Below are 21,035 nucleotides of genomic sequence, written 5' to 3'. Positions count from 1 at the left end.
AGTATGCCACTTACGCATTCGTGGTGTTGAAACACTATAAATTTGTTCAGCCCTTCATGAACTATTTTCACTACTATGGCTTCTGCTGACTTCTTGCGGCTAACCTTTTTAAACTGTACTTCTGTACATCCGCAAGACCTCCCAGGGTAAGACAATTATCTTTCCTCTTTTACTCGCCTGATTTACTCCATAAAGTTACGCAATCTTTTGGACTTTGACTTGTGTTGGCCCCTCATCCCTTTATAAAGCCTTAGTATCAGATTTCTGTCCGTCGAGCCAAGATTTTATTCTATGCTTCCTCCAGCCCCTACCTCACGATAACTACCTTGCGCTTCCTTAGTGGTTGGTCGATGTTACCCCCACAGTGGACTTTCACCACCTAGATAGATGCCATGCCTGGCACACAACAAAAAGCCCCCTTTTAAAGGGAGGCTTCTGTGATTTAACTTTCATGCTTATTCTTCATCAAACTGATAAAGAGGTGTGCTTAGGTAGCGTTCTCCGTTACTTGGGATAATTGCTAATACCTTTTTCCCTTTTCCTAGCTCCTTTGCTACTTGTAAAGCTGCATAAATAGCTGCACCAGAAGAAATACCGCCTAATACGCCTTCTTCTTTTCCTGCGCGACGAGCATATTCAAAAGCTTGGTCTGTTGAAACTTGAATAATCCCCTCATACACTTCACTATTTAAAATATCAGGAACAAATCCAGCACCGATTCCTTGAATTTTATGCGGACCTGGTTTTCCGCCTGATAAAACAGGAGAATCAGCAGGCTCTACTGCATAAATTTTGATATCTTTATATTTTTCCTTCAATACTTCCCCCGCACCAGTGATTGTTCCACCTGTACCAATACCAGCAATAAATGCATCTAAACCATCTTCACCAAAAGCATCTATAATTTCCGGTCCTGTTGTTAATCTATGTACTTCAGGATTAGAAATATTTTTAAATTGCTGTGGAATAAAGTAGCCATTTTCTTTTGCTAATTCTTCTGCTTTACGAATAGCTCCACCCATCCCTTCTGGTCCTGGTGTTAATACTAATTCAGCACCATACGCTTTCAACAATCTGCGACGCTCGATACTCATTGTTTCTGGCATAACTAAAATCGCACGATAACCTTTTGCAGCAGCAACCATAGCAAGCCCGATTCCTGTATTTCCACTAGTTGGTTCGATAATTGTGCTACCTGGTTTTAAGTCACCGCTTTTTTCAGCCGCTTCAATCATTGCAAGTGCAATACGATCTTTTACACTACTACCTGGGTTCATGTATTCTAATTTTAAATAAACGTCTGCACTAGACTCATCTTCTACTAAACGGTTTAATTTAACTATAGGTGTTCCGCCGATAAGATCCACTACAGAATTTGCGATTTTTGACATTTTCTATCTCCCCTTATCATTATTCCGAGTAATTTAATTGGTTTTATAATATTAATTTACCAAATAACTCCTTCACTTGTCAATTGATATGTTTGTATTTTCCGAAAAATTAATCATTGTTCTTTATAGCCTGTTTATCACTAAAGATACCCTTACTTGCTACCCTTCTCAAAAGTTTACGTATATTCATGCTGCAGTTGTATTGCTAAAGTTAATCTATCCCCTATTCCATATAAAATATTGCTTTAGAAACAATAAAAAACAGCCTCTCAGAACGATTATAAATAACCTTTCTTGGAGACCGCCTCATTACAGTTCTTATTTTGCTTCTTCTAGTAATTTTTCTAGTTCTTCTTTGGTAAATACATATTTCTCATTACAGAAATGGCATTCCGCTTCTGCTTGACCGTCTGTTTCGATAATATCTTCGATTTCCGCTTGGCCTAAACTGACAATTGCATTAGAAAATCTTTCTTTCGAGCAGGTGCATGTAAAGGAAATCGGCATTTTCTCGATTACTTTTACATTGTCATTCCCACATATCTCTTCTAGAAGTTCTTCTGGTGTTAGACCCTTTTCGATTAATTTAGAAATTGGCGGAATTTCAGTCAATCGTTTTTCAATCTTCGTAATCGTTTCATCTTGCGCTCCAGGCATTAATTGAATAATAAAACCTCCAGCGGCTAAGATACTATTATCTGGATTCACTAATACCCCAACTCCAACAGAGGAAGGTACCTGTTCTGAATTAAATAGATAATAGGTAAAATCTTCTCCAAGTTCGCCAGAAACAATCGGAACCTGTCCTGTAAAATAGTCACGCATTCCGATGTCTTTTACAACAGATAATGTCCCTTCTGTTCCGACAGCTCTTCTTACATCTAATTTTCCGTGCTCATTTAAATCAAAATGGACTTGTGGATTAGTAACATATCCACGTACTTCCCCCTTTGCATTCCCGTCTACTAAGATAAGACCGATTGGTCCACCACCATCAATTTTCACCGTTAACTTTTGGTCTCCTTTAAGCATAGCACCTAGCATTGCTGTCGCTGTTAAAGATCTACCTAAAGCAGCTGAAGCCGTCGGCCAAGTGTGATGTCTTCTTTGTCCTTCTCCAACTGTTTCTGTACTCCTTACTGCATATGCACGAACTTCACCATCAAACGCTAACGCTTTTACTAAATAATCACTCATAATTTACTCCTTTTTTCTATCAGTTAATCAACGGACTACTCATTCCGTTTAAAAATAGGTCAATATGAACTTCTCTATTTATTTTAGTGTATCCTTATTTTTTTTATAAATAAGCTGTAATCCCTTTAATGTAAGAAACGGATCTATTTCATCAATTATAGTGGATTCTTTGGCAATCAGATTAGCTAATCCTCCTGTTGCAATAACCTTTGGCTGCACAACGCTTTCTTGCTTCATTCTTTTAACAATTCCCTCTACCTGTCCCACATAGCCGAAAAGAATCCCTGATTGCATGGCAGAAACAGTGTTCTTACCAATTACCCCTTCTGGTCGCGCAATTTCAATCCGCGGCAACTTCGCCGCTTTAGAATACAAAGCTTCTGTAGCAATATTAATCCCTGGCGCTATAGCTCCACCCAGATATTGCTTATGTTCATTTATATAGCAGAAGGTTGTAGCTGTACCAAAATCCACCACAATCAACGGACTTCCATATTCATGAATAGCCGCTACTGCGTTGACAATTCGATCAGCTCCTACTTCTTTAGGATTATCATATTTTATATTTAAGCCTGTCTTCGTCCCCGGACCAACCACTAGCGGTTTTAATTGGAAATACTTTTGGCACATTCTTTCTAGAGAGAACATTATTGGCGGGACAACGGATGAAATGACAATCCCACTAATATCCGAAAATGTTAAACCAACATGGTCGAATAAGGATTTAATGATCATACCATATTCGTCTTCCGTTTTATAACGATTCGTTTCAATTCTCCAATGATGCTTTAATTCTTCTTTATCATATACACCTAATACTATATTTGTATTTCCAATATCAAAGACAAAAATCATTATGGTCACCACTTTTTAATTAATTTCATTCTTAAAATCTCACTTATTGCTCTACTTACTTTATTATCTTATTTCTATAGCTGTAAATTGTTTTTCTTATGGTTGCTCATTTATTTAAGCCATTTAAAAACGTTCTTTTTCAATACTGGAAATATCATATCATACAACAGGAAAGAGACAAAGTCTAAAGCAATGGTTGCTTTCTAAAAGCTGATTGTTATATTTACAAAAACAAATAAAAAAGAGGATACGCTTTTAAAAGCGTATCCTTTTCAAGATGAACGACTTACTTGTCATCCTCATCTTTTTTATTAATATTTACCTTTAAGTCCTCTGAACCTAAAGTAGTATCAGCTTTTATCGTACGATCAGGCAAAACGCCATCTTTGTATAGGCTATTGATTTGTTCTGCATCCAATGTTTCTATTTCAAGAAGTGTTTCAGCGATTAAGTTCAACTTCTCACGGTTTTCTGTAAGAATTTTCTTCGCTCTATCATAACATTCTTTAATGATTCTTTGGATTTCTAAATCTATTTCGTATGCAATTGCATCCGAATAATTTTGCTCATTATTTAAATCTCTGCCTAAGAATACTTGGCTTTGCGCTTGACCGAATTGCAATGGTCCAAGCTTATCACTCATCCCATACTCCGTTACCATTTTACGAGCAATACCTGTAGCTCGTTGGAAATCATTATGTGCTCCGGTACTTACTTCACCGAAAACAATATCCTCTGCTACACGACCACCAAGTAAACCGGTAATCTTATCAAGAAGCTCTTGCTTCGTCATTAAGAAACGATCTTCCTTAGGAAGCATAACTGCATATCCACCCGCTTGGCCACGAGGTACGATTGTTACTTTATGAACCATATCCGCTTCATCTAATACAACACCGATAATTGTATGACCTGCTTCATGGTAAGAAACAATGTTTCTTTCTTTTTTAGAAACAACACGGCTTTTCTTGGAAGGTCCAGCAATAACACGATCTGTAGCTTCATCCATGTCTTCCATATCAATTTTCTTCTTATCTGATCTCGCTGCAACAAGCGCTGCTTCATTTAGAAGGTTTTCTAAATCAGCACCAGAAAATCCTGGTGTACGCTGAGCGATGCTTTTTAGATTAACAGACTCATCGAGAGGCTTGTTACGAGCATGTACACGTAACACTGCTTCACGACCATTAACATCTGGTCTGTCTACTGTAATTTGACGGTCAAAACGACCTGGACGTAATAACGCAGGATCTAAAATATCAGGACGGTTTGTAGCAGCGATAATAATAATCCCTTCGTTTGCACCGAATCCATCCATTTCAACTAATAGTTGGTTTAATGTTTGTTCACGTTCATCGTGTCCTCCACCTAAACCAGCACCACGCTGACGACCAACTGCATCTATTTCATCAATAAAGATAATACAAGGAGCATTTTTCTTCGCGTTTTCGAATAAATCACGAACACGTGAAGCCCCAACCCCAACAAACATTTCTACGAAGTCAGAACCACTAATGGAGAAGAAAGGTACGCCAGCTTCTCCGGCAACTGCTCTCGCAAGTAGTGTTTTACCAGTTCCTGGAGGTCCATTAAGTAGAACACCTTTTGGAATTCTGGCACCTAGCTCAGCGAATTTACGTGGATCCTTTAAGAATTCCACCACTTCAACTAGCTCTTGCTTTTCTTCATCTGCACCCGCTACATCATTGAAGCGAACTTTTTTCTTTTCCTCATTGTAAAGCTTTGCCTTACTTTTACCAAAGTTCATTACGCGGCCGCCGCCGCCACCTTGGGCTTGATTGAGCAAGAAGAAAAATAGGATAAATATAATCACAAACGGAATAATTGAAGTAAAGAATGTAATCCATCCACTTGTTTCTTGTGCAGGTTGCACATCGATTTTGGATCCTTCTTTAGCAGCTTTTAAGATTACATCTGCATTTGTCTCATTGTTTGTTACATAAGAAACAAACGTTTCGTTTTCTTTATAGCCAGTCAATTTCCCACGTATTTCTAGAACACCTCTTTCAGGCTGTTGCGTTATTTCTACAACATCACCATCTTCAAGGTGATTTATCAATTCAGTATATGTTAAATGCTTGGTAGGCTGATTATTTCCATTGAAAAAACTAACCACACCGATAATTACTAAAAATATTAATAAATAAAAAATGGTATTACGAAAAATACGGTTCATCCCTTACCTCCTCCCACGGTAAACAAACTATAGAGTATAGTAACATAGAAAATTAAGTAAATTCAAGGAATTACCCTTTGTGGAATGCAATTCCTATCCTATATACTTATTCACTTACACTTGTATAAACTTCTGGCTTTAATACACCAATATAAGGTAGATTACGATACTTTTCAGCGTAGTCTAATCCATAACCAACTACGAAAGCATCTGGGACGATAAATCCTACATAATCTGCTTCAAGATTTGTTTTTCTACCAGTAGGTTTATCAAGAAGAGTCACAATTTTGATTGATTTTGCTTTACGATAACGGAACAACTCTACAAGGTAGCTTAATGTTAAACCACTATCAATGATGTCTTCGATAATTAGTATGTCTCTTCCTTCAACAGAAGTATCCAAATCCTTTAAGATTTTTACTTCTCCAGAAGAAACAGTAGAGTTACCATAACTTGACACATCCATAAAATCCATTTCCAGGTATGTATCCACTCGTTTTAAAAGATCCGCCATAAAGGGCATAGCACCTTTTAATACGCCAATTGCCAAAGGAAATTTATCTTGATATTCCTCTGTAAGTTGAAAAGCTAAATCTTTGATTTTTCCTTGTATTTCTTCTTCAGATATCAATATTTTTTCAATATCGTGTTTCATTTCTTGTGTGCCCCCTAGAAGATCATTGCTTTTTATATGTTATTAATAGATTACTACCACTATTCGTATTACTATGAGAATATATCGATTTTTTTAGTCCTGGTATCCAAAGAATAACGCCTTTGCTATCCGTAATGATTGGCCAATTCTCTCTTTCCTGGATTGGAATTTTTTCATCGATAAAAATACGGCTCACTTTTTTCTGTCCATCCATCCCTTTCAAACGAATTCTATCGCCGTCTCTTCTAGTACGGATAATAAGAGGAAGGGAAATAGAAGATGAGTCCAAAAGAGTACAATGACTATCTGTATTAAGTTCACCGTTTATATATTCTACCTTAATATTGTACCCATTTGGTAATAATAACTCTCCCATTTTTGATAATTCATAATAAAAGGATTTAGTTGGAGAAAAATTAAGTTGAAAATGAAGTGAATAATAAGATTTTTTCACTTTCAAACCATTCGGGAGATCAATATTTCCAGAAGAATGAGGACTCTTAAGTAAGACAAAAATTTGCTCAGTATGTAATGCGGATAATGAATTAGGCATCTCGTCATAGAGATAATTTAATATTAGTTGAATACACCTTCTTTGTAAAGGAATAGCTATTGAAAGAAAGCGATTAATATCAACTACAACTTCCTCTTTCCCTTTTTTGGTTAAAATAAAAGAAAGTTTATCTTCTGCCTGCTTCATTAAATAGAGTTCATCATCTGCTAATTCTTCACTAAATCGCTGAAAATGCCTTGTGACATGTACGTTTTCCTTTTTCAAAAACGGCACAACATGCTTTCTGAATCTGTTTCTACTATATGTTCCTTTTTCATTGCTTGGATCTCTTCTTGGATTTAGATTATGTATTGTACAATATTCCTCAATATCCATCCTTTCTAAACATAAAAAGGGGCGAATAATTTTTCCTGTTCCAAAATCGCGGATAAAAGGAATCCCGGCTCTTGCTTTACCTGAACTTCCTCTCGTTAATCGCATTAGAATTGTTTCTATTTGATCATCGCCATGATGACCTAGTGCTAAATAATCTATGCTATGATCCTTCATGACTTTTTCATAGAAAGAATATCTACATTCTCTCGCAGCTGCTTGCGAATTCATCCCTGTTTTTTCAATTAACTCCGGCAAATTTATCTGTTCCCAAGAAAAAGGAATGTTTCTTTCTTCACAGAATAATTTCACAAATTCAGCCTCTTTAACCGACTCCTCCCCTCGAAACATATGATCCACATGCCCAGCATAAACTGTGATTTTCCATTCTTCTTCTTTTGTCCATAAAAAATGAAGAAGTGCTAAAGAATCCGGTCCTCCTGAAACTCCAACTAAGATTTTTTTACCTTCTAGGGTCACATTTTTTCTTTGCAAGTAATTCGAAATTTGCTCTTCAAACATTTCTGATAACTTCCTTATCACTATCACTATTCTACCAACACTCAGGTTATTACTTTTTCATCAGAGGTTGTAGTTTACTATAGTCAAGGATATCACTTTTTTGAAAGTGATACCAAAGACTATTCTCTAAAATTGTTAAAATTCCTCTTTTCAAGTTAATTGACCATATATATACAAAATATAACAAATGGAAATAAGAATAATGATAAGCATTGATTCAATCCAGCCAGCTTTTTTCTTCTTTTTAACCAGTTTGCTTCTTGTATTGGAAGTTTGGGGCTTTTGCCCTTTTACTTGTCGGGGACTATGTCTTTGCGTTCCCACCGATACGTTGCTTTCGCTTGGTTTCGTCCCACTTGTTAATTTTAATAAATCGAATCGCATTTCCTTTGCACTTTGATATTTTCCAGTCAACGCTTTTATTAGAACTCCTTCATAGCGCAGGAGTTCTTTTTTTTGTCGAATCATCGTTTGCAGCTGTTTCAGACCGCCTTCCACTTTATTAAACCGCTTTGGATAATAAAGATTCAGCATAATCATCGCAACAGCAAACAAATCATAGCTAGGTTCTGCCTTCCTTGTCCCTAATCCCCAGTAACCTCTATCAAAGAACTCTGTAAATTCTTTAATTGCTCTGCCAATAATCGTTGTTCCACCTACATCAATACATCTAATTTTCGTAGGTGGTCCAGTAATAATTAGATTCTCTGGTTTCAAATCGCCAAACACCCAGTTGTTTTCATGGAGGTTTTGTAAATCTTTTAATAATTGGATCATTAGCACATCAATCCATGAACCTTCCTTATTGTAAATAAAGGTCAGTAAATCCGGTCCATTAATGTATTCCATTACATAAAAAGAGAGATTCCCTTTATTCGTTACCCAATCATCCACATCTATTAAAGAAGGCCCAAGGCTATAACCTTGGACCTTTGCAAAGGACTTCAATACATTTACTTCGGAAGTTATAGATACACTATTGTTACTTAATTTCAAAGCAACTTTTCCTATTCTAGAATCCGCCAAAAAAACAGTACCATTCGCTCCATAGCCAAGCTCCTTTAGGATTGTATACTGCTTGTTATGCCACTTTCCTTTTACTACAGTACCATTATTAATTTTAAATTGACTCTTCGAAGTATTCATCATCACTTGAGATCAAGCTCCTTAATGAGCGCTTATGCTTAAAGTAAGAGACTGCTTCTTTTAAAGCTGGACCAGTTGGCGTAATTCCTCCGGTGGATAATTTCGGAAATATACTTGTAAGAGATTCTAGTCGTGGAGTCCAATCCATTAATTTTTCGACATCTTTCTTTTTCCCGGGAAATACAAATACAGAGTAGCGATTCTCACCAGATCGAGCATTTAAGCTTAGAGATAGATCAAGCAAAGCCTCTTTAACGGTCGGAAGTTTTTGCTTCATACTAGCGCTTGTATCCAGTAATACTAATACTTCAAGCTCAACTGTCTCTCCTAACTCGTCAACAACCTCCATTACTTCTCCTCGTTTTTCTGGCGGAAGATCCTCCATTGTTTTCGAGGAACCTAATATTTGTTGAAGCTCTTTATTGACTACACCTTGGAGTGTTTGAGTCATTGCTTTTTTTGTAACCATTTGGACTGTCTGGCTTAATTGCTGTGCATATACTACTTGACTGACACCGCCTCCAGAGAGTGCGATGCCTTCAATTTCCTTCATCCCCTGCTCATCAATCGTATCCTGTTCCATTACCCCAATGACATTAACGGTAATTCCTTGTTCATTAGCTAGGGCTGCCATCGCAATTGGATCTTCTCCTTTGTTAGAACAGCCATCTGTAATAAGCAAAATCTGCTTTAACGTACCTGTTTTCATAAATATCTCCCCTCCATCTTCGTGAGTTAGTCCCATTCTCGACGAAAAAGGAAGAATTTATACCTTCTTAAGAAGGATAAACAGAGGAGAGGATTTCCCTTTAATGTGGAAATCCTCTTCAAGTTATTAAATTTAATTTGCCACTTGTTTAAACCCTTTTACTGGAATAGATGCCCACTTTGGAATATTATGATCAATTTTCGCAACTAATACTGTCATGTCATCCTCAATTAATCCTAAACGTGATCGTATAACCTCCTCCATAATTAAATCAGCAACTTCTTGAGGTTTCTCTGTTTTCAACTCCTTAATTTTTCGTTTCATCCAGATTTCAAAGTTTTCAACATGTTTTGGCCCTTCAAAAACACCATCACTCATCATAATTAGCAAATCTCCAGCCTTTAATTGTTCACTAACAACATCGACATCAAATTCTTGTAGAATACCCATAGGCAAATTACTTGCCTGTACTTTCATTACTTTCGATCCTCTTTTAATAAAACTCGGTGTAGATCCTATTTTTAAAAATTTTACAGCTGCGTTTTGGAGATCAATCATTGCTAAATCTAGAGTTGAAAAAATTTCATCTGTTGTGCGTAAAGAAAGGATCGAATTAATTGACTTTATTGCTACTTGCTCTTCAATTCCTGATTGAAGTATTTTTTGCAATAATTGAAGCGTCTCTTCACTCTCCACATGGGCACGCTTGCCATTCCCCATTCCATCGCTTATCGCCATTGCATATTTCCCTAAACCTAGTTCAATCGTTGAATAGCTGTCACCTGAGATAAATCCACCGTCTTTCGCCGCATGTGCAACTCCAGTCTCTACTGTATAAGCCTTTGCTGACCGGAATGTCGCATGACTATAATCATTGGAATACGCAGAAACCTCCTCTTTATTGACAATAATTGTTTCACCAAGAATATCAGATAACATTGGTGCAATTAGTTTTTCGCATTCTCCATAGCCGGTATTATAGGGGATGGTTATATCAATATCTACATTTCCCTGTTCCAGACTATAAATCTCTACATTTTCAATATGAATGCCAAACTCCTGGATAGCTTCTAATATTAATTCTTCCTGCTTATAATGATTCTCCCTTTCTCTTTGAATTTCTTTTGCAAAATCACCCATAACTTCTGATACGCCAAGCAATTGATCCGCTACTAATTTCCTACTTTCCTGCACTTGTTTTTTTAATTTTTGATTAGCCTGGTACAAGGTGAGCTCTTGATGAATTGCATCGGTTACCCTCTTCGATCTGGAACAATGCTTATCCCAGTCCCTCGCAAGATTTGAAGAAATATTTCCGCCTGTATCAGCCATTTCAGTCATAATATCTTTCATATAGTCATAGGTTGTATTAAAGTTACGTGCCCAGCAATGTTCCTTTCGAAAGCATGTCTGACACGTCTTTTCGGTGACATTGCTTAAAAAATAGTCTAGCTCCTTATCTTCTTCCTCGACCATCTCACTTATATTTGGAGAGGAAAAACTATTGGAGAGTGCCTGAAAAACATTTGAAAACTGAGAAACTCTTTGAGCAGTAACATCTCTCATTTTTCTCATATATTGCTGTTGTTCTTGGGAATATTCTGTAGTTCCAGGTATATGCTTTGCAATGCGGGAGGTTAGACTTTTTGGTGTTAGAAGGAATAGAAATACAGCTATTGTTGTTTCCATTAATGAAACAGATAATATTCCTCCTCCTTCCCCATACATTCCAATCAAGAGCGTAGCAATAAATAACCCAAGCGCAACGCCAATCTTCTTGCCTTCTTTCAACAATCCTCCTAGAAGGCCAGAAAATGCTAGCAAGCTCATATGATAAAAGCTAGAAATACTTGCCAGACTGAAAATTAATCCAGTTACTACACCGACTGTAGAGCCAATTGTTGCTCCTGCAATAAAGGAAAATACCAGTACTAAGTAACGAGACAAAATATGTTCAATGGATAAGCCATACACTGCCCAACCTATTGTTCCAGTCATAATAGAAGCTAACATAATGATCAAACAAACGATTTCCTCTGTTTTAAGTGCTTGTCTCCTTTTGTTCACTGTGAGTAGCGGTAAGCTTTGCAAAAAGATTAATGTAAGTATATAACCAAGGCTACCTTCTACCAACGCTAACATTCCACCATATAATGTAAAACCATTCGTTAATAGATAAGCTTTTACTAAGCTGCCTAGAAAGACAAGCCCGAAAACAAATACTGGTACAAGTTGTTGTTCTTTACTTTTCCAGTTCAAAATGATTTTATAGCTAATTAAGAATAAAAAAGCCAAAGCAAAATTAGTAGCTGCCTCCGTTATTCCCAAAGTAGCCGCACCAGCAATTAATCCAATCAGTGCAAATGGGGCTTTATCTTTCCTTGATAAATACACGGCTGCAAAAAATGGAAGAGCAAAAGGAGTAAGCTGCCCTAATATTAAGGCTCGTCCAAGCAAAAAACCAATGATTATTAGTAAATAGCCTTTTACTAAAAAGAAATTCTCCACTTTTGCATTAAATTTATGAACAAATGAGCTGAAGCTATCCCGCGACTTCCCAAAATCAACTTCACCAATCGGGTCGATTATATCCCTTTCTACTTTTTCCATAAACTCCACTCCCTATCAAGTATCGTTGCTCCACATTATAAAAGGAAGCTATTTAAAAGTTTGTCAAAATAACGAAGCAGTTCTAACTTTTCGCTCGACTTCTTTCCTTCATTTTTTTAAGGAGCTACAAAATTCGATAGATTCCCTCCTGGTAATTTTTTCTGAATATTCTTTGAAAACAGGCTACTCTATAAATTAGAATCCTTTTTTATCAAACGGTACCTACCCTTTCCTACTGCCACTTTTTTGTATTTATTGCTTATTTTTGTCATTTCATGCAATATGTTTTTTCTAGATTTCTTTACATTTAGAATAGTGACTACTAAATAATCCTTTACACTTGTACCTCTCAGGTAATACTTTCAAAAACACTGATAAGAAATTCTGTTTTCGTAATTGCTAGTAATAAACCGCTATAAAAAGATGCCTACACAAATAATCTAAAGAAATATTTAAAACCTATTGACATCTCATTGATTTCTTTGTATCATATTAAATGTCTTGTTAATATCATGGCGGTGTAGCTCAGCTGGCTAGAGCGTACGGTTCATACCCGTAAGGTCGGGGGTTCGATCCCCTCCGCCGCTATCTAAAAAACCACGTAAAAATTTACGTGGTTTTTTTGTGTCTTTTTTCTCTCCGCAAACGGTGCTATCAGTAAATAAACTTTCCTTAAAACACAAAAAAGCAAGCCAAATTGGCTTGCTTAAGCTATGGGAATATATTAACGATAAACCCTGCTATCTATTGGTTATTCAGCAGCAAGTTACCCGCGTCTAGCGCCTCTTCCCCCGCGTTTCGACTCAGTATTTCTTTTCAGAGAAGCTAATCGATCTTCACTGTCTTTTAGGAAACGAGCCATTTTCGATTCAAAATTCTCTTTAGGAGCACGATTTTCATTTGATTTTGCATTACGTGACCTTTGAGAATTTCCACCGGAATAGCCGCCTCTTGATTCTCTTCTTTCTCCGCGTTCATATTGTGGTCTCTCTGGTCTCTCTGATCTTTCTGGTCTATCCTTCGCTTTCTTAATGGATAGTCCAATTTTCCCGTCTTTCTCGACATTAATAACTTTAACTTCTACTTCATCGCCTACTTTTAGGTGTTCATTAATGTCCTTAACATAATTGTCTGCGACCTCACTAATATGAACAAGACCTGTTGCGCCTTCTGGGAGTTCTACAAACGCACCAAAATTAGTAATTCCTGTTACCTTTCCTTGTAACTTGCTGCCTACTTCGATTGACATAAAAAAGTTTTGCCTCCTTAAGGATATAAAAAATCGTACTTATTTATATTATACAGAATGGAAAAAAAGAGTGTCAATATTACAGCTGACCTTATTATTTTCCAGTAGTGTTTTTTGCATCTTTTTCAGGGATATTAAAAATAATTTCCCCTTTTTGTGATAATAATAAATCTTTTCTAGCTAATTTAGCTAAATACTCTTCGTCATTTAATTTAGCAATCTGATCTTTTAACTCTGCTTCTTGCTTCTCTAGCGCTACAAGTTGTCCATCTAAATTCTCTTTCTCTGCTCTTTTCTCTTTTAAAGTGGAGCTTTGTGATATGAGTGTGGAAATCATGATAAAGCCAATAACTGCCGCACATACGAAGAACGTTGTGAGCCTTCGCATCAATAGCTTTTTCTTTCTTGCTCCACTAAGACTATCAGCTTGATGCTGTTTAGTATATTCTGTTGGAAATGTTGTAACATCTGGTTTTCTTATGGCACTCATAGAGGCTCCTCCTTTCATTATTTTTTTCTATTAGCTATCCATTCTTTCAAATAGTTCTTTATTTTAAAGTAATATCCTGCCAATTTACTAGAAATTCTCTCGACGAATAATTTACCCTTTTTCGGCACGATCAGCCATAGTAGGGATAAAAGCCATCCAATAGGTTTAAATAATATCCTTATGATAAATCTTAATACCCTAATAATAACACTGACAAGTGCCATAAGTCCCTTGCCTAAAGCAATTATTATCGACAAGAGAAAGAATACGATAGATTTAATTGGCTTATATACAATATTAACTAACACCTTAATAAAAAAGCGATAGGAATGAACGCAAAAAGAAATGATTTTTTTTAATAATCGAAGATAAAGAGCTTGGAATAAACTTTTGTACATTGCAAACCCTAACAGCAGTGCCAAGACCAAGTAAACGCGGACCTCTCCTTTGTTTACTAGAAAAAGGACATAAAACATAAGAAGAGCCTGAAAAATCCAAAAAAGGATATCATGGATAAAAACAATACTTCTTTTTCGCATCGGCCTTTTCAAGAAATATTGATATGTATCTAAGCTTATTCCAAAGAATAGACCCATGCTAACCATCGCTAGCATGGTCATAAATTGTGTAGATAACGTCATCGGAATATCTTGCTAAAGAATCCCTTAGCCTTATCTCCGCTTTGATCGTCTACATACACTAAATCAAATACCTTGCCTTTAATGGAGACGACTCCTTTTTCTACATCGAGATTTTTCATTTGAAGATTTTGACCACGAATGGATAAAAAGCCCATTACCGTTTCTAGAATGAACTCTTCGTTGTCAAAGCTCTCCACTTGCTTTACTCCCGTAATATCTAGAAGCTTTCTTCCCCTCATAATCACATCATGTTCCACACTATTACTTTTAGTGGTATTTGAATCATAATATTGGCTCATCTTTATCCCTCACAATCACTTAGTACATTCTCTACTTGTACAAATATATGTGAGCAATCATTATTTTAGAACAAGCCTTCAAAAGGAAGATAGTCAAAACAGCTCTACCTTGTTTTATTACCAATAATAAAGCTTATTAAACTTAAGAAATTGTTTCTTCTTTAATTATTTTATACATATTTGCTGCATCTTCTTTTTTCGTAGATTCCTGCAGCATTTCCACTTTAGCAGTTACTAGCTTTTGTCCAAAACGTACCTGCAGCTCATCTCCAACCTTCACATTTGTACTCGCTTTTGCCTGCAGCCCATTTACTAAAATTCTTCCTTGATCTGCTACTTCCTTCGCTAACGTTCTTCGTTTAATTAGGCGTGAAATTTTCAAAAATTTATCTAGTCGCATCCTAACAGCCCCTTCTTATCGTTGTTTTTCCTTTGCTTCATTCCAGTATCCGTCTAATTCCTTTAAACTCATTTGACTCCATTCCTTCCCAGACTCTTTCACCTTTTCCTCTATATACGAGAAACGCTGAATAAATTTCTTGTTTGTCTGGAAGATGGCAAGCTCAGGATCAACCTTATAAAATCTAGCGATGTTTACAAGCGAAAACAAAACATCACCAAATTCACTTTCTATTTTTTCTTTATTCGTTGCCTCTTCTATTTCCTTTTGAAACTCTAGAATCTCCTCTTTTACCTTTTCCCATGCTCCATTTGCATCCGGCCAATCAAATCCTACCTTTGCCGCTTTTTTCTGCAATTCATAGGCTTGCATCAAATGAGGTAATGCCTGATTTATTCCATCCAAAACAGAACTCTTTTCTTCCTTCGCTTCCTTTTTCTTTGCATTTTGCCAATGCTTCATCACGTCATCGACAGATTCTGCCTGTTCTTCTCCAAATACATGAGGATGCCTGCGAATCATCTTATCAGAAATTCCTTCGATAACATCGTCAATAGAAAAATAGCCTTCATCTTGTCCTATTTGACTGTGGAGCATCACTTGTAATAGCACATCGCCAAGCTCTTCAATAATATGATCGATGTCCCCTTCATTGATTGCCTCAATTAATTCATAGCTTTCTTCCAATAAATATTTACGTAAGCTTTCATGTGTTTGTTTTTTATCCCAAGGACAGCCATTCGGCCCACGAAGCTCCGCAATTATATGTCTTAGCTGAGAAAACTCTTTATGTAATATCTTTTCCTCCCGAACAGGCGGCACATATACACTCGTTAGATTATTTAAGTCTATCTCTCTATCTAATTCATGCAGCTCAATTGCTTTTATGTTTTCTAAACTGCTTCCGGCTGCAGTTACAATTTTAATAGGATAGTCATATGGCAGTATATCCATTAGCGTCAACTTTACTTCAGATGCAGAAAAAGTATCATATACTTGGCCAATAATCAAATGATTTCTAAGCTGGATGCTTGAGCGGTCAAGAGCTGTTCCATCTAGAAGCTGGAAACCTTCTATCGGATCAATTCTCAATGCTTGAAAAATACTGTCCAGAAAGCTTTGACCACCGGCAATTTCGATAGAGGCTAGTCCTTCTTTATCCTTTTCTATTAGCAATTGAACCGTCTTTTCTGCAACAAGGGGATGACCTGGAACAGCATATACTATATCCTTCTCTCCTGCTTTTTCTAACAGAAATGCAACAATTTCCTTGTATACTGCTTCAAATTGATCATGCTTTTCATAAATAGAATCAAATGAATGGAATGCGGCTCCTTCTTGTTCAAGAATTGATATTACAGGATGATCCTTTGTCCGTACATACACAGCGTTCTTCTCATCCATTAGACTTCGATAGACACCTAACGGCAGCTGATCCATATCACCTGCACCTAAGCCAATAATCTTTATTTTATTCATTTCGTTCCCTTCCTTTTTTCGGTAAAAACCATTTTAGTTTACTTCCTAACGGCAATAGAGATAATTCCCTCTCTTTAAAAACACTTCCTCGTAAAACAAGAAATACATAAACTATTCCGCCTATCATAACACCAGATAATGCTTGAATAGCACTTTTTATGCGATCGTTCTCTATAAATTCAAGCAACAACGAGGAAAGCGGTATATATCCTTTAAGTACAAGTAACATTACTAAACTCGCACCACTAATGATCATTATTTGCTTTATGCCAATAAGTGGCTCTTTGACTATTCTTCTCAATTTTACCACCATTAAAAGCAAAATAATAAATAATACAATAAGTGATGCGTAAGCTGCTCCATATATTCCATAGGAGGAAACTAAACTGATGTTAAGAACATACTTCCCTATAAAACCAACTATAATCAAAACGGCAGGATATAAAGAATGTCCTAAACCTTGAAGTATCGCCATTACTGTCACAATAATGGCATTAAAAAAGATAACAAAAAACAAGACAGCCAGGACATCCGAACCAGCATCGTTTTCAAACAGCATGCTGTTTGTCTCATTAATAATTCCAATTAAACCTACTGTTGCACCGAGACCAATAAAATAACTGACTAAAAGAGAAAAATGAATATTGCCCATTAGATCTTTATTACTGGTCTTTTGTCGATCCTTTGTAATAAGAGGAACAATACTCAAAGCCATGGATGTGGAAATAATACTTCCAATTTGTATGAGCGGCTGCCCTCTATCATAAATCCCTTTCATAATTTTAGCATTTTCATCCGCCATGCCATTTTCAATTAATAAGGAATATAGGTTCAAAGAATCTGCAAGCTGCAATAATATTAAAAGCATACTACTAATGGAAATCGTAATTCCCTCATATACCACTCTTTTGCATAGAGCACGATTTTCCTTGTGAAAAAGAGTGGAAAATCGAAATAGAGAGATAGAAAAAGAAGTTTTTCTATAAAAATAGATTAATACTAGCAGGGAAAGTAAGCCACCTATTACAGAACCAAACATAGCCCCTGAACCAATCGCATACAAGGAATACCCTTGATAGGAAAAAAACACAGCAACAAATAGGATAATGCCAACTCTTAGTAGTTGTTCACTTACTTGTGACACGGCTGTTGGAATCATATTTCCCTCTCCCTGAAAAATCCCTCTCAAAATAGCTGTCAAAGGGGAAAAAAGAAACGCAAAAGAAATTACCTTCAATAAAGAAGTTAAATGGGGATCTCCCATCCAGACAGCTAGTCTACCAGCGCTTAAAAACAGAACAAGAAAAGCTGCAATTCCTATTGGAACAAATAAGAAAAAAGAGGAACTCACAAGTCTATTTATACCCGATTGATTCCCCTCTACTTTCATTTCCATATACAATTTTGATAGAACTACTGGAAAACCATATGTAGATAAAGCAATAATTACCCCGTAAAAAGGATAAACTTGCTGATAAATATAAAATCCTGTATCACCAACAATATTTTGAAATGGTATTCGATATACAGCGCTTAGTACTTTAGTTATTAAAGCCGCTAGCATTAGAATAAAAGCGCCTTTAAACCAGACATTTGATTGCGAAGTCTTCACATGTCTAGCTCCTTCCATAATTACTTCGCTAGTATTATAGCATAGTTAGGATGTAGATGCCTGATTACAGGCAAATCCTCATTTTCCATTTATTATCAATTAACTTGCTTTCCAGCGCCTATTAATTTAAACCTGGAAAGCAGCTATATTAGAGAAAGAACATTATACAAAACTCAAAAAGAGAATAATGAGCAACGGAATAAAGACAACCACATACCCAATTGGATTGGCAAAGTTCATCGTCCATCCAATCCCAAATCGCTTTTCTACAAAAATAGAAGGATCATTTTTATTAAAATAAAACAATCCGCCCTTCCAATGGCTATCTGCATCAAAAGTAGAGATTTCTTGCGTTTCTTGTTCCTTTCCATCCAACTCTCGATTTAACCTTTCCACCTTGATCGTAAATGCAATCGTACTAATTAATATCATAACCATAATAAGGAGAGGAATAATAAATAGCATGTAATCACTGAAAATATTATTGTATAAGGTCGTTAATTGCAAAATGATAAAGAGAACAGTTACTGTAATTGACATAAGAAGTGTAAACCAGCTAGAATATTTGCGATACTTTAGCTGTCTGTGCTTTGATGCTTGTTTATTATTGGCAATCATTTTAATGCCTGATTTCTTCGTAGCTATATTGATTACTAAGAACATAAACTGCATCGTTAGTAAAATTAGAAGCATAGATACAGCAGAGATAGGCGTCTTCGCTGTAAATCGATCAGCTTTGCCATCGGCTCCCCAGTGCACAGGTATTTCTGTTGGCAATACATCATACTGAGTTGCAGTAAATAGAAGGAATCCAACTGTAATAATCATGGGAATAACAAATACATACCATGGAAGCATTTCATCCTTCTGTCTAATCCCGAGCTCTGTTACATTCACTTCTTTTAACTTCTCTTCCCACTTATTTTTTCCTTTTAAGCCAAGCATTTTTCCATGAAAATAAAAATACAGGCTAATGCTCCAAATTAAGATTACAAAAAGTAGAAATGTCCCAATAATTGCAACTTGATCGGCTTGGGGATTACTGGCTGCTTGCCAGATACAATAGGCGATCATACTAATAATAGAGGGAACCAACACCAAGAGAGAATATCGTTTTTTATAGGTCAAAATTTGAGGATGCTTTATTTGTGCATCTGGAACTGTAATACCAAATGCAATTGTTTTTCTGATTAAAAAAGGGATAGCAGCTTGAAGTAAGACAGTAAATAACATCATAATAATAAAAATAAGTACTTCCATTTCTATTTCCCCTTCCATTTTTGAATAATTGATTGCATGAGACTTATTAGTTCTTCTTCATTCATCCCTAGCGCTAATGCCTCAACTACAATTGGCTTTAAGCTATTTTCTATCCTGTCCTGCTCTTCTTCCGATGGTTTCCTATTGGTGGTCCGAATAATTGCACCTGATTTAGGAATTATTTCAATAAGCCCCTTATTTTCTAATTCATGGTAACTTTTATTTACAGTATGCATATTTACACCTAAATCAGCGGCTAAGGACCGAACAGAAGGCAGTGTATCTCCATTCTGCAAATCTTTCCTTATTATCCCTATCATAATTTGCATCGTAAGCTGTTCATAAATTGGCATTTCTATATCAGGATTTATTTGTATATACATAATCGTCCACCTCAAACTGTTATATACTTATTATAACAAATATTGTTCTATCTTGAATAGAACAATATTTAATTTTCATTAAAACCATTGGTAGCTATAGTAAGATTAAGCGCTTATTTTTTACGAAAAAGAAATACCAAAAAAAGTCGACAACCTCTTTTCCGAGATTGTCGACTTTTTTGAACATTTATGGATTAGTAAAAAAATGCTATGCAAGCAATTATGATTCCATTTGGCGAGCTAAAAATCCTGCCGCAGTCTCTACAGCCTTTTTCTCTACATCACCAAGGGAGTCTTCTTTTGAAAAAATGACAACTGCTCCAATTGGATCTCCATTAGCAATAATCGGACCAATTGTATAAGCAGAAATAGCTTCCGTCGTACCATCTACTAAGGATACTTGGTCTTGTTGATTCATTATGATAGATCCTCTGTCTTCCATTGCCTTTTCCACTATATTACTAATATTTTTATTTAAATAATCCTTCTTCGATCCACCTGAAACAGCAATGTACGAATCTCTATCACAAATTAACACAGCATTTCCTAAACTATCATAGAGAGCTTCGGCATACTCTTTAGCAAAATCACTTAACTCACTAATTGGTGAATATTTTTTTAAAATCACTTCTCCATCTCGATCAACAAAAATCTCTAATGGATCACCTTCACGAATTCGTAATGTTCTTCTGATTTCTTTTGGGATAACGACACGACCCAAATCATCGATTCGACGCACAATTCCAGTTGCTTTCATTCCGTGTTGCCTCACTTTCATCAGATGATTTTTTAAATTGGTGAATGCATTCTCACTATACATGAAATGTTCACCATATTTAAACATAGTATCTTTCATATGGTAAGTTCTATACATTAATCATGTAAAATTTTCTCTAGGTAGCTTTATTTTCCTTGGAGAATATTTCACCAAGGAAAAATATTTACCATATCCTTAATTAGCGAGAATCTCCCCTCCTTATATGGAGGATAAAACCATTTATCTATTTAAGTGCTTAACTTAGATGTCATTTAATGAAGACTTTTTTTTGCAAAG

Annotated in this window: 19 protein-coding genes and 1 tRNA gene; 1 reads left to right on the top strand and 19 read right to left on the bottom strand. The window is 36.0% G+C overall.

From position 1 onward, the window contains the following. Window positions 1-455: 455 nt before the first annotated feature. The 9 genes from cysK to spoIIE all read right to left on the bottom strand — a co-directional run bounded on the left by cysK (window position 456) and on the right by spoIIE (window position 12,168). Window positions 456-1,391 carry a cysteine synthase A gene (cysK, locus tag RTL21_RS17970; RefSeq protein WP_312097815.1) on the bottom strand — a complete coding sequence of 312 codons (936 nt, stop codon included), beginning with the start codon at window positions 1,389-1,391 and terminating at the stop codon, window positions 456-458. A 318-nt stretch (window positions 1,392-1,709) separates the two neighbouring features. Continuing rightward, the gene (gene hslO / locus RTL21_RS17965; protein ID WP_312097813.1) at window positions 1,710-2,588 is read right to left on the bottom strand and encodes an Hsp33 family molecular chaperone HslO; all 879 of its coding nucleotides are present in this window, start codon (window positions 2,586-2,588) and stop codon (window positions 1,710-1,712) included. A 78-nt stretch (window positions 2,589-2,666) separates the two neighbouring features. Next, window positions 2,667-3,443: a type III pantothenate kinase gene (locus tag RTL21_RS17960; protein ID WP_312097811.1), complete on the bottom strand. Its 777-nt coding sequence runs from the start codon at window positions 3,441-3,443 to the stop codon at window positions 2,667-2,669. Window positions 3,444-3,729: 286 nt separating this feature from the next. Continuing rightward, entirely contained in the window at window positions 3,730-5,640 is a 1,911-nt protein-coding gene (gene ftsH, locus RTL21_RS17955; protein ID WP_312097809.1) for an ATP-dependent zinc metalloprotease FtsH, read from the bottom strand. 106 nt (window positions 5,641-5,746) lie between these two features. After that, window positions 5,747-6,295 carry a hypoxanthine phosphoribosyltransferase gene (hpt, locus tag RTL21_RS17950; protein ID WP_312097807.1) on the bottom strand — a complete coding sequence of 183 codons (549 nt, stop codon included), beginning with the start codon at window positions 6,293-6,295 and terminating at the stop codon, window positions 5,747-5,749. Window positions 6,296-6,317: 22 nt separating this feature from the next. Beyond that, window positions 6,318-7,703, bottom strand: coding sequence for a tRNA lysidine(34) synthetase TilS (gene tilS / locus RTL21_RS17945; RefSeq protein ID WP_312097805.1), 1,386 nt, complete (start codon window positions 7,701-7,703; stop codon window positions 6,318-6,320). Between the two features lie 150 nt (window positions 7,704-7,853). Further along, a complete protein-coding gene (locus RTL21_RS17940; RefSeq protein ID WP_312097803.1) occupies window positions 7,854-8,855 on the bottom strand; it encodes a protein kinase domain-containing protein in 1,002 nt (333 codons plus the stop codon). Next, window positions 8,824-9,558 carry a vWA domain-containing protein gene (locus tag RTL21_RS17935; protein WP_312097801.1) on the bottom strand — a complete coding sequence of 245 codons (735 nt, stop codon included), beginning with the start codon at window positions 9,556-9,558 and terminating at the stop codon, window positions 8,824-8,826. Before RTL21_RS17935 ends, RTL21_RS17940 begins: the two co-directional genes overlap by 32 nt. A gap of 132 nt (window positions 9,559-9,690) precedes the next feature. Next, the gene (gene spoIIE, locus RTL21_RS17930; RefSeq protein WP_312097799.1) at window positions 9,691-12,168 is read right to left on the bottom strand and encodes a stage II sporulation protein E; all 2,478 of its coding nucleotides are present in this window, start codon (window positions 12,166-12,168) and stop codon (window positions 9,691-9,693) included. Between the two features lie 514 nt (window positions 12,169-12,682). On the opposite strand from spoIIE, the gene RTL21_RS17925 reads away from it, so the two are divergent. Further along, window positions 12,683-12,756 (top strand) — tRNA-Met (locus RTL21_RS17925). 178 nt (window positions 12,757-12,934) lie between these two features. Here the strand turns inward: RTL21_RS17925 and RTL21_RS17920 are convergent. From RTL21_RS17920 to spoVT, 10 genes are all read right to left on the bottom strand, one after another. Beyond that, a complete protein-coding gene (locus tag RTL21_RS17920) occupies window positions 12,935-13,417 on the bottom strand; it encodes a S1 domain-containing RNA-binding protein (RefSeq protein WP_312097797.1) in 483 nt (160 codons plus the stop codon). Between the two features lie 94 nt (window positions 13,418-13,511). Further along, a complete protein-coding gene (locus RTL21_RS17915; RefSeq protein ID WP_312097795.1) occupies window positions 13,512-13,907 on the bottom strand; it encodes an FtsB family cell division protein in 396 nt (131 codons plus the stop codon). A 17-nt stretch (window positions 13,908-13,924) separates the two neighbouring features. Further along, entirely contained in the window at window positions 13,925-14,548 is a 624-nt protein-coding gene (gene yabQ, locus RTL21_RS17910) for a spore cortex biosynthesis protein YabQ (protein ID WP_312097793.1), read from the bottom strand. Then, window positions 14,545-14,847, bottom strand: coding sequence for a sporulation protein YabP (gene yabP, locus RTL21_RS17905; protein WP_312097791.1), 303 nt, complete (start codon window positions 14,845-14,847; stop codon window positions 14,545-14,547). The genes yabQ and yabP overlap by 4 nt, the downstream gene beginning before the upstream one ends. 142 nt (window positions 14,848-14,989) lie before the next feature. Continuing rightward, the gene (locus RTL21_RS17900; protein WP_312097789.1) at window positions 14,990-15,247 is read right to left on the bottom strand and encodes an RNA-binding S4 domain-containing protein; all 258 of its coding nucleotides are present in this window, start codon (window positions 15,245-15,247) and stop codon (window positions 14,990-14,992) included. A 15-nt stretch (window positions 15,248-15,262) separates the two neighbouring features. Then, window positions 15,263-16,726: a bifunctional methyltransferase/pyrophosphohydrolase YabN gene (yabN, locus tag RTL21_RS17895; protein ID WP_312097787.1), complete on the bottom strand. Its 1,464-nt coding sequence runs from the start codon at window positions 16,724-16,726 to the stop codon at window positions 15,263-15,265. Continuing rightward, window positions 16,719-18,338, bottom strand: a complete 1,620-nt coding sequence (locus RTL21_RS17890) for a putative polysaccharide biosynthesis protein (RefSeq protein ID WP_312097785.1) — start codon at window positions 18,336-18,338, stop codon at window positions 16,719-16,721. The genes yabN and RTL21_RS17890 overlap by 8 nt, the downstream gene beginning before the upstream one ends. 162 nt (window positions 18,339-18,500) lie before the next feature. Continuing rightward, window positions 18,501-19,598, bottom strand: a complete 1,098-nt coding sequence (locus tag RTL21_RS17885) for a DUF1648 domain-containing protein (protein ID WP_312097783.1) — start codon at window positions 19,596-19,598, stop codon at window positions 18,501-18,503. Window positions 19,599-19,600: 2 nt separating this feature from the next. Continuing rightward, window positions 19,601-19,981 carry a GntR family transcriptional regulator gene (locus tag RTL21_RS17880; RefSeq protein WP_312097781.1) on the bottom strand — a complete coding sequence of 127 codons (381 nt, stop codon included), beginning with the start codon at window positions 19,979-19,981 and terminating at the stop codon, window positions 19,601-19,603. A gap of 220 nt (window positions 19,982-20,201) precedes the next feature. After that, the gene (gene spoVT / locus RTL21_RS17875) at window positions 20,202-20,738 is read right to left on the bottom strand and encodes a stage V sporulation protein T (protein WP_312097835.1); all 537 of its coding nucleotides are present in this window, start codon (window positions 20,736-20,738) and stop codon (window positions 20,202-20,204) included. Window positions 20,739-21,035: the final 297 nt, after the last annotated feature.

Source organism: Niallia sp. (assembly GCF_031978665.1).
Lineage (GTDB): Bacteria > Bacillota > Bacilli > Bacillales > Cytobacillaceae > Niallia.
The sequence above is the reverse complement of the archived record's forward strand: the minus strand, read 5'-3'. Positions and strand labels throughout refer to the sequence as shown.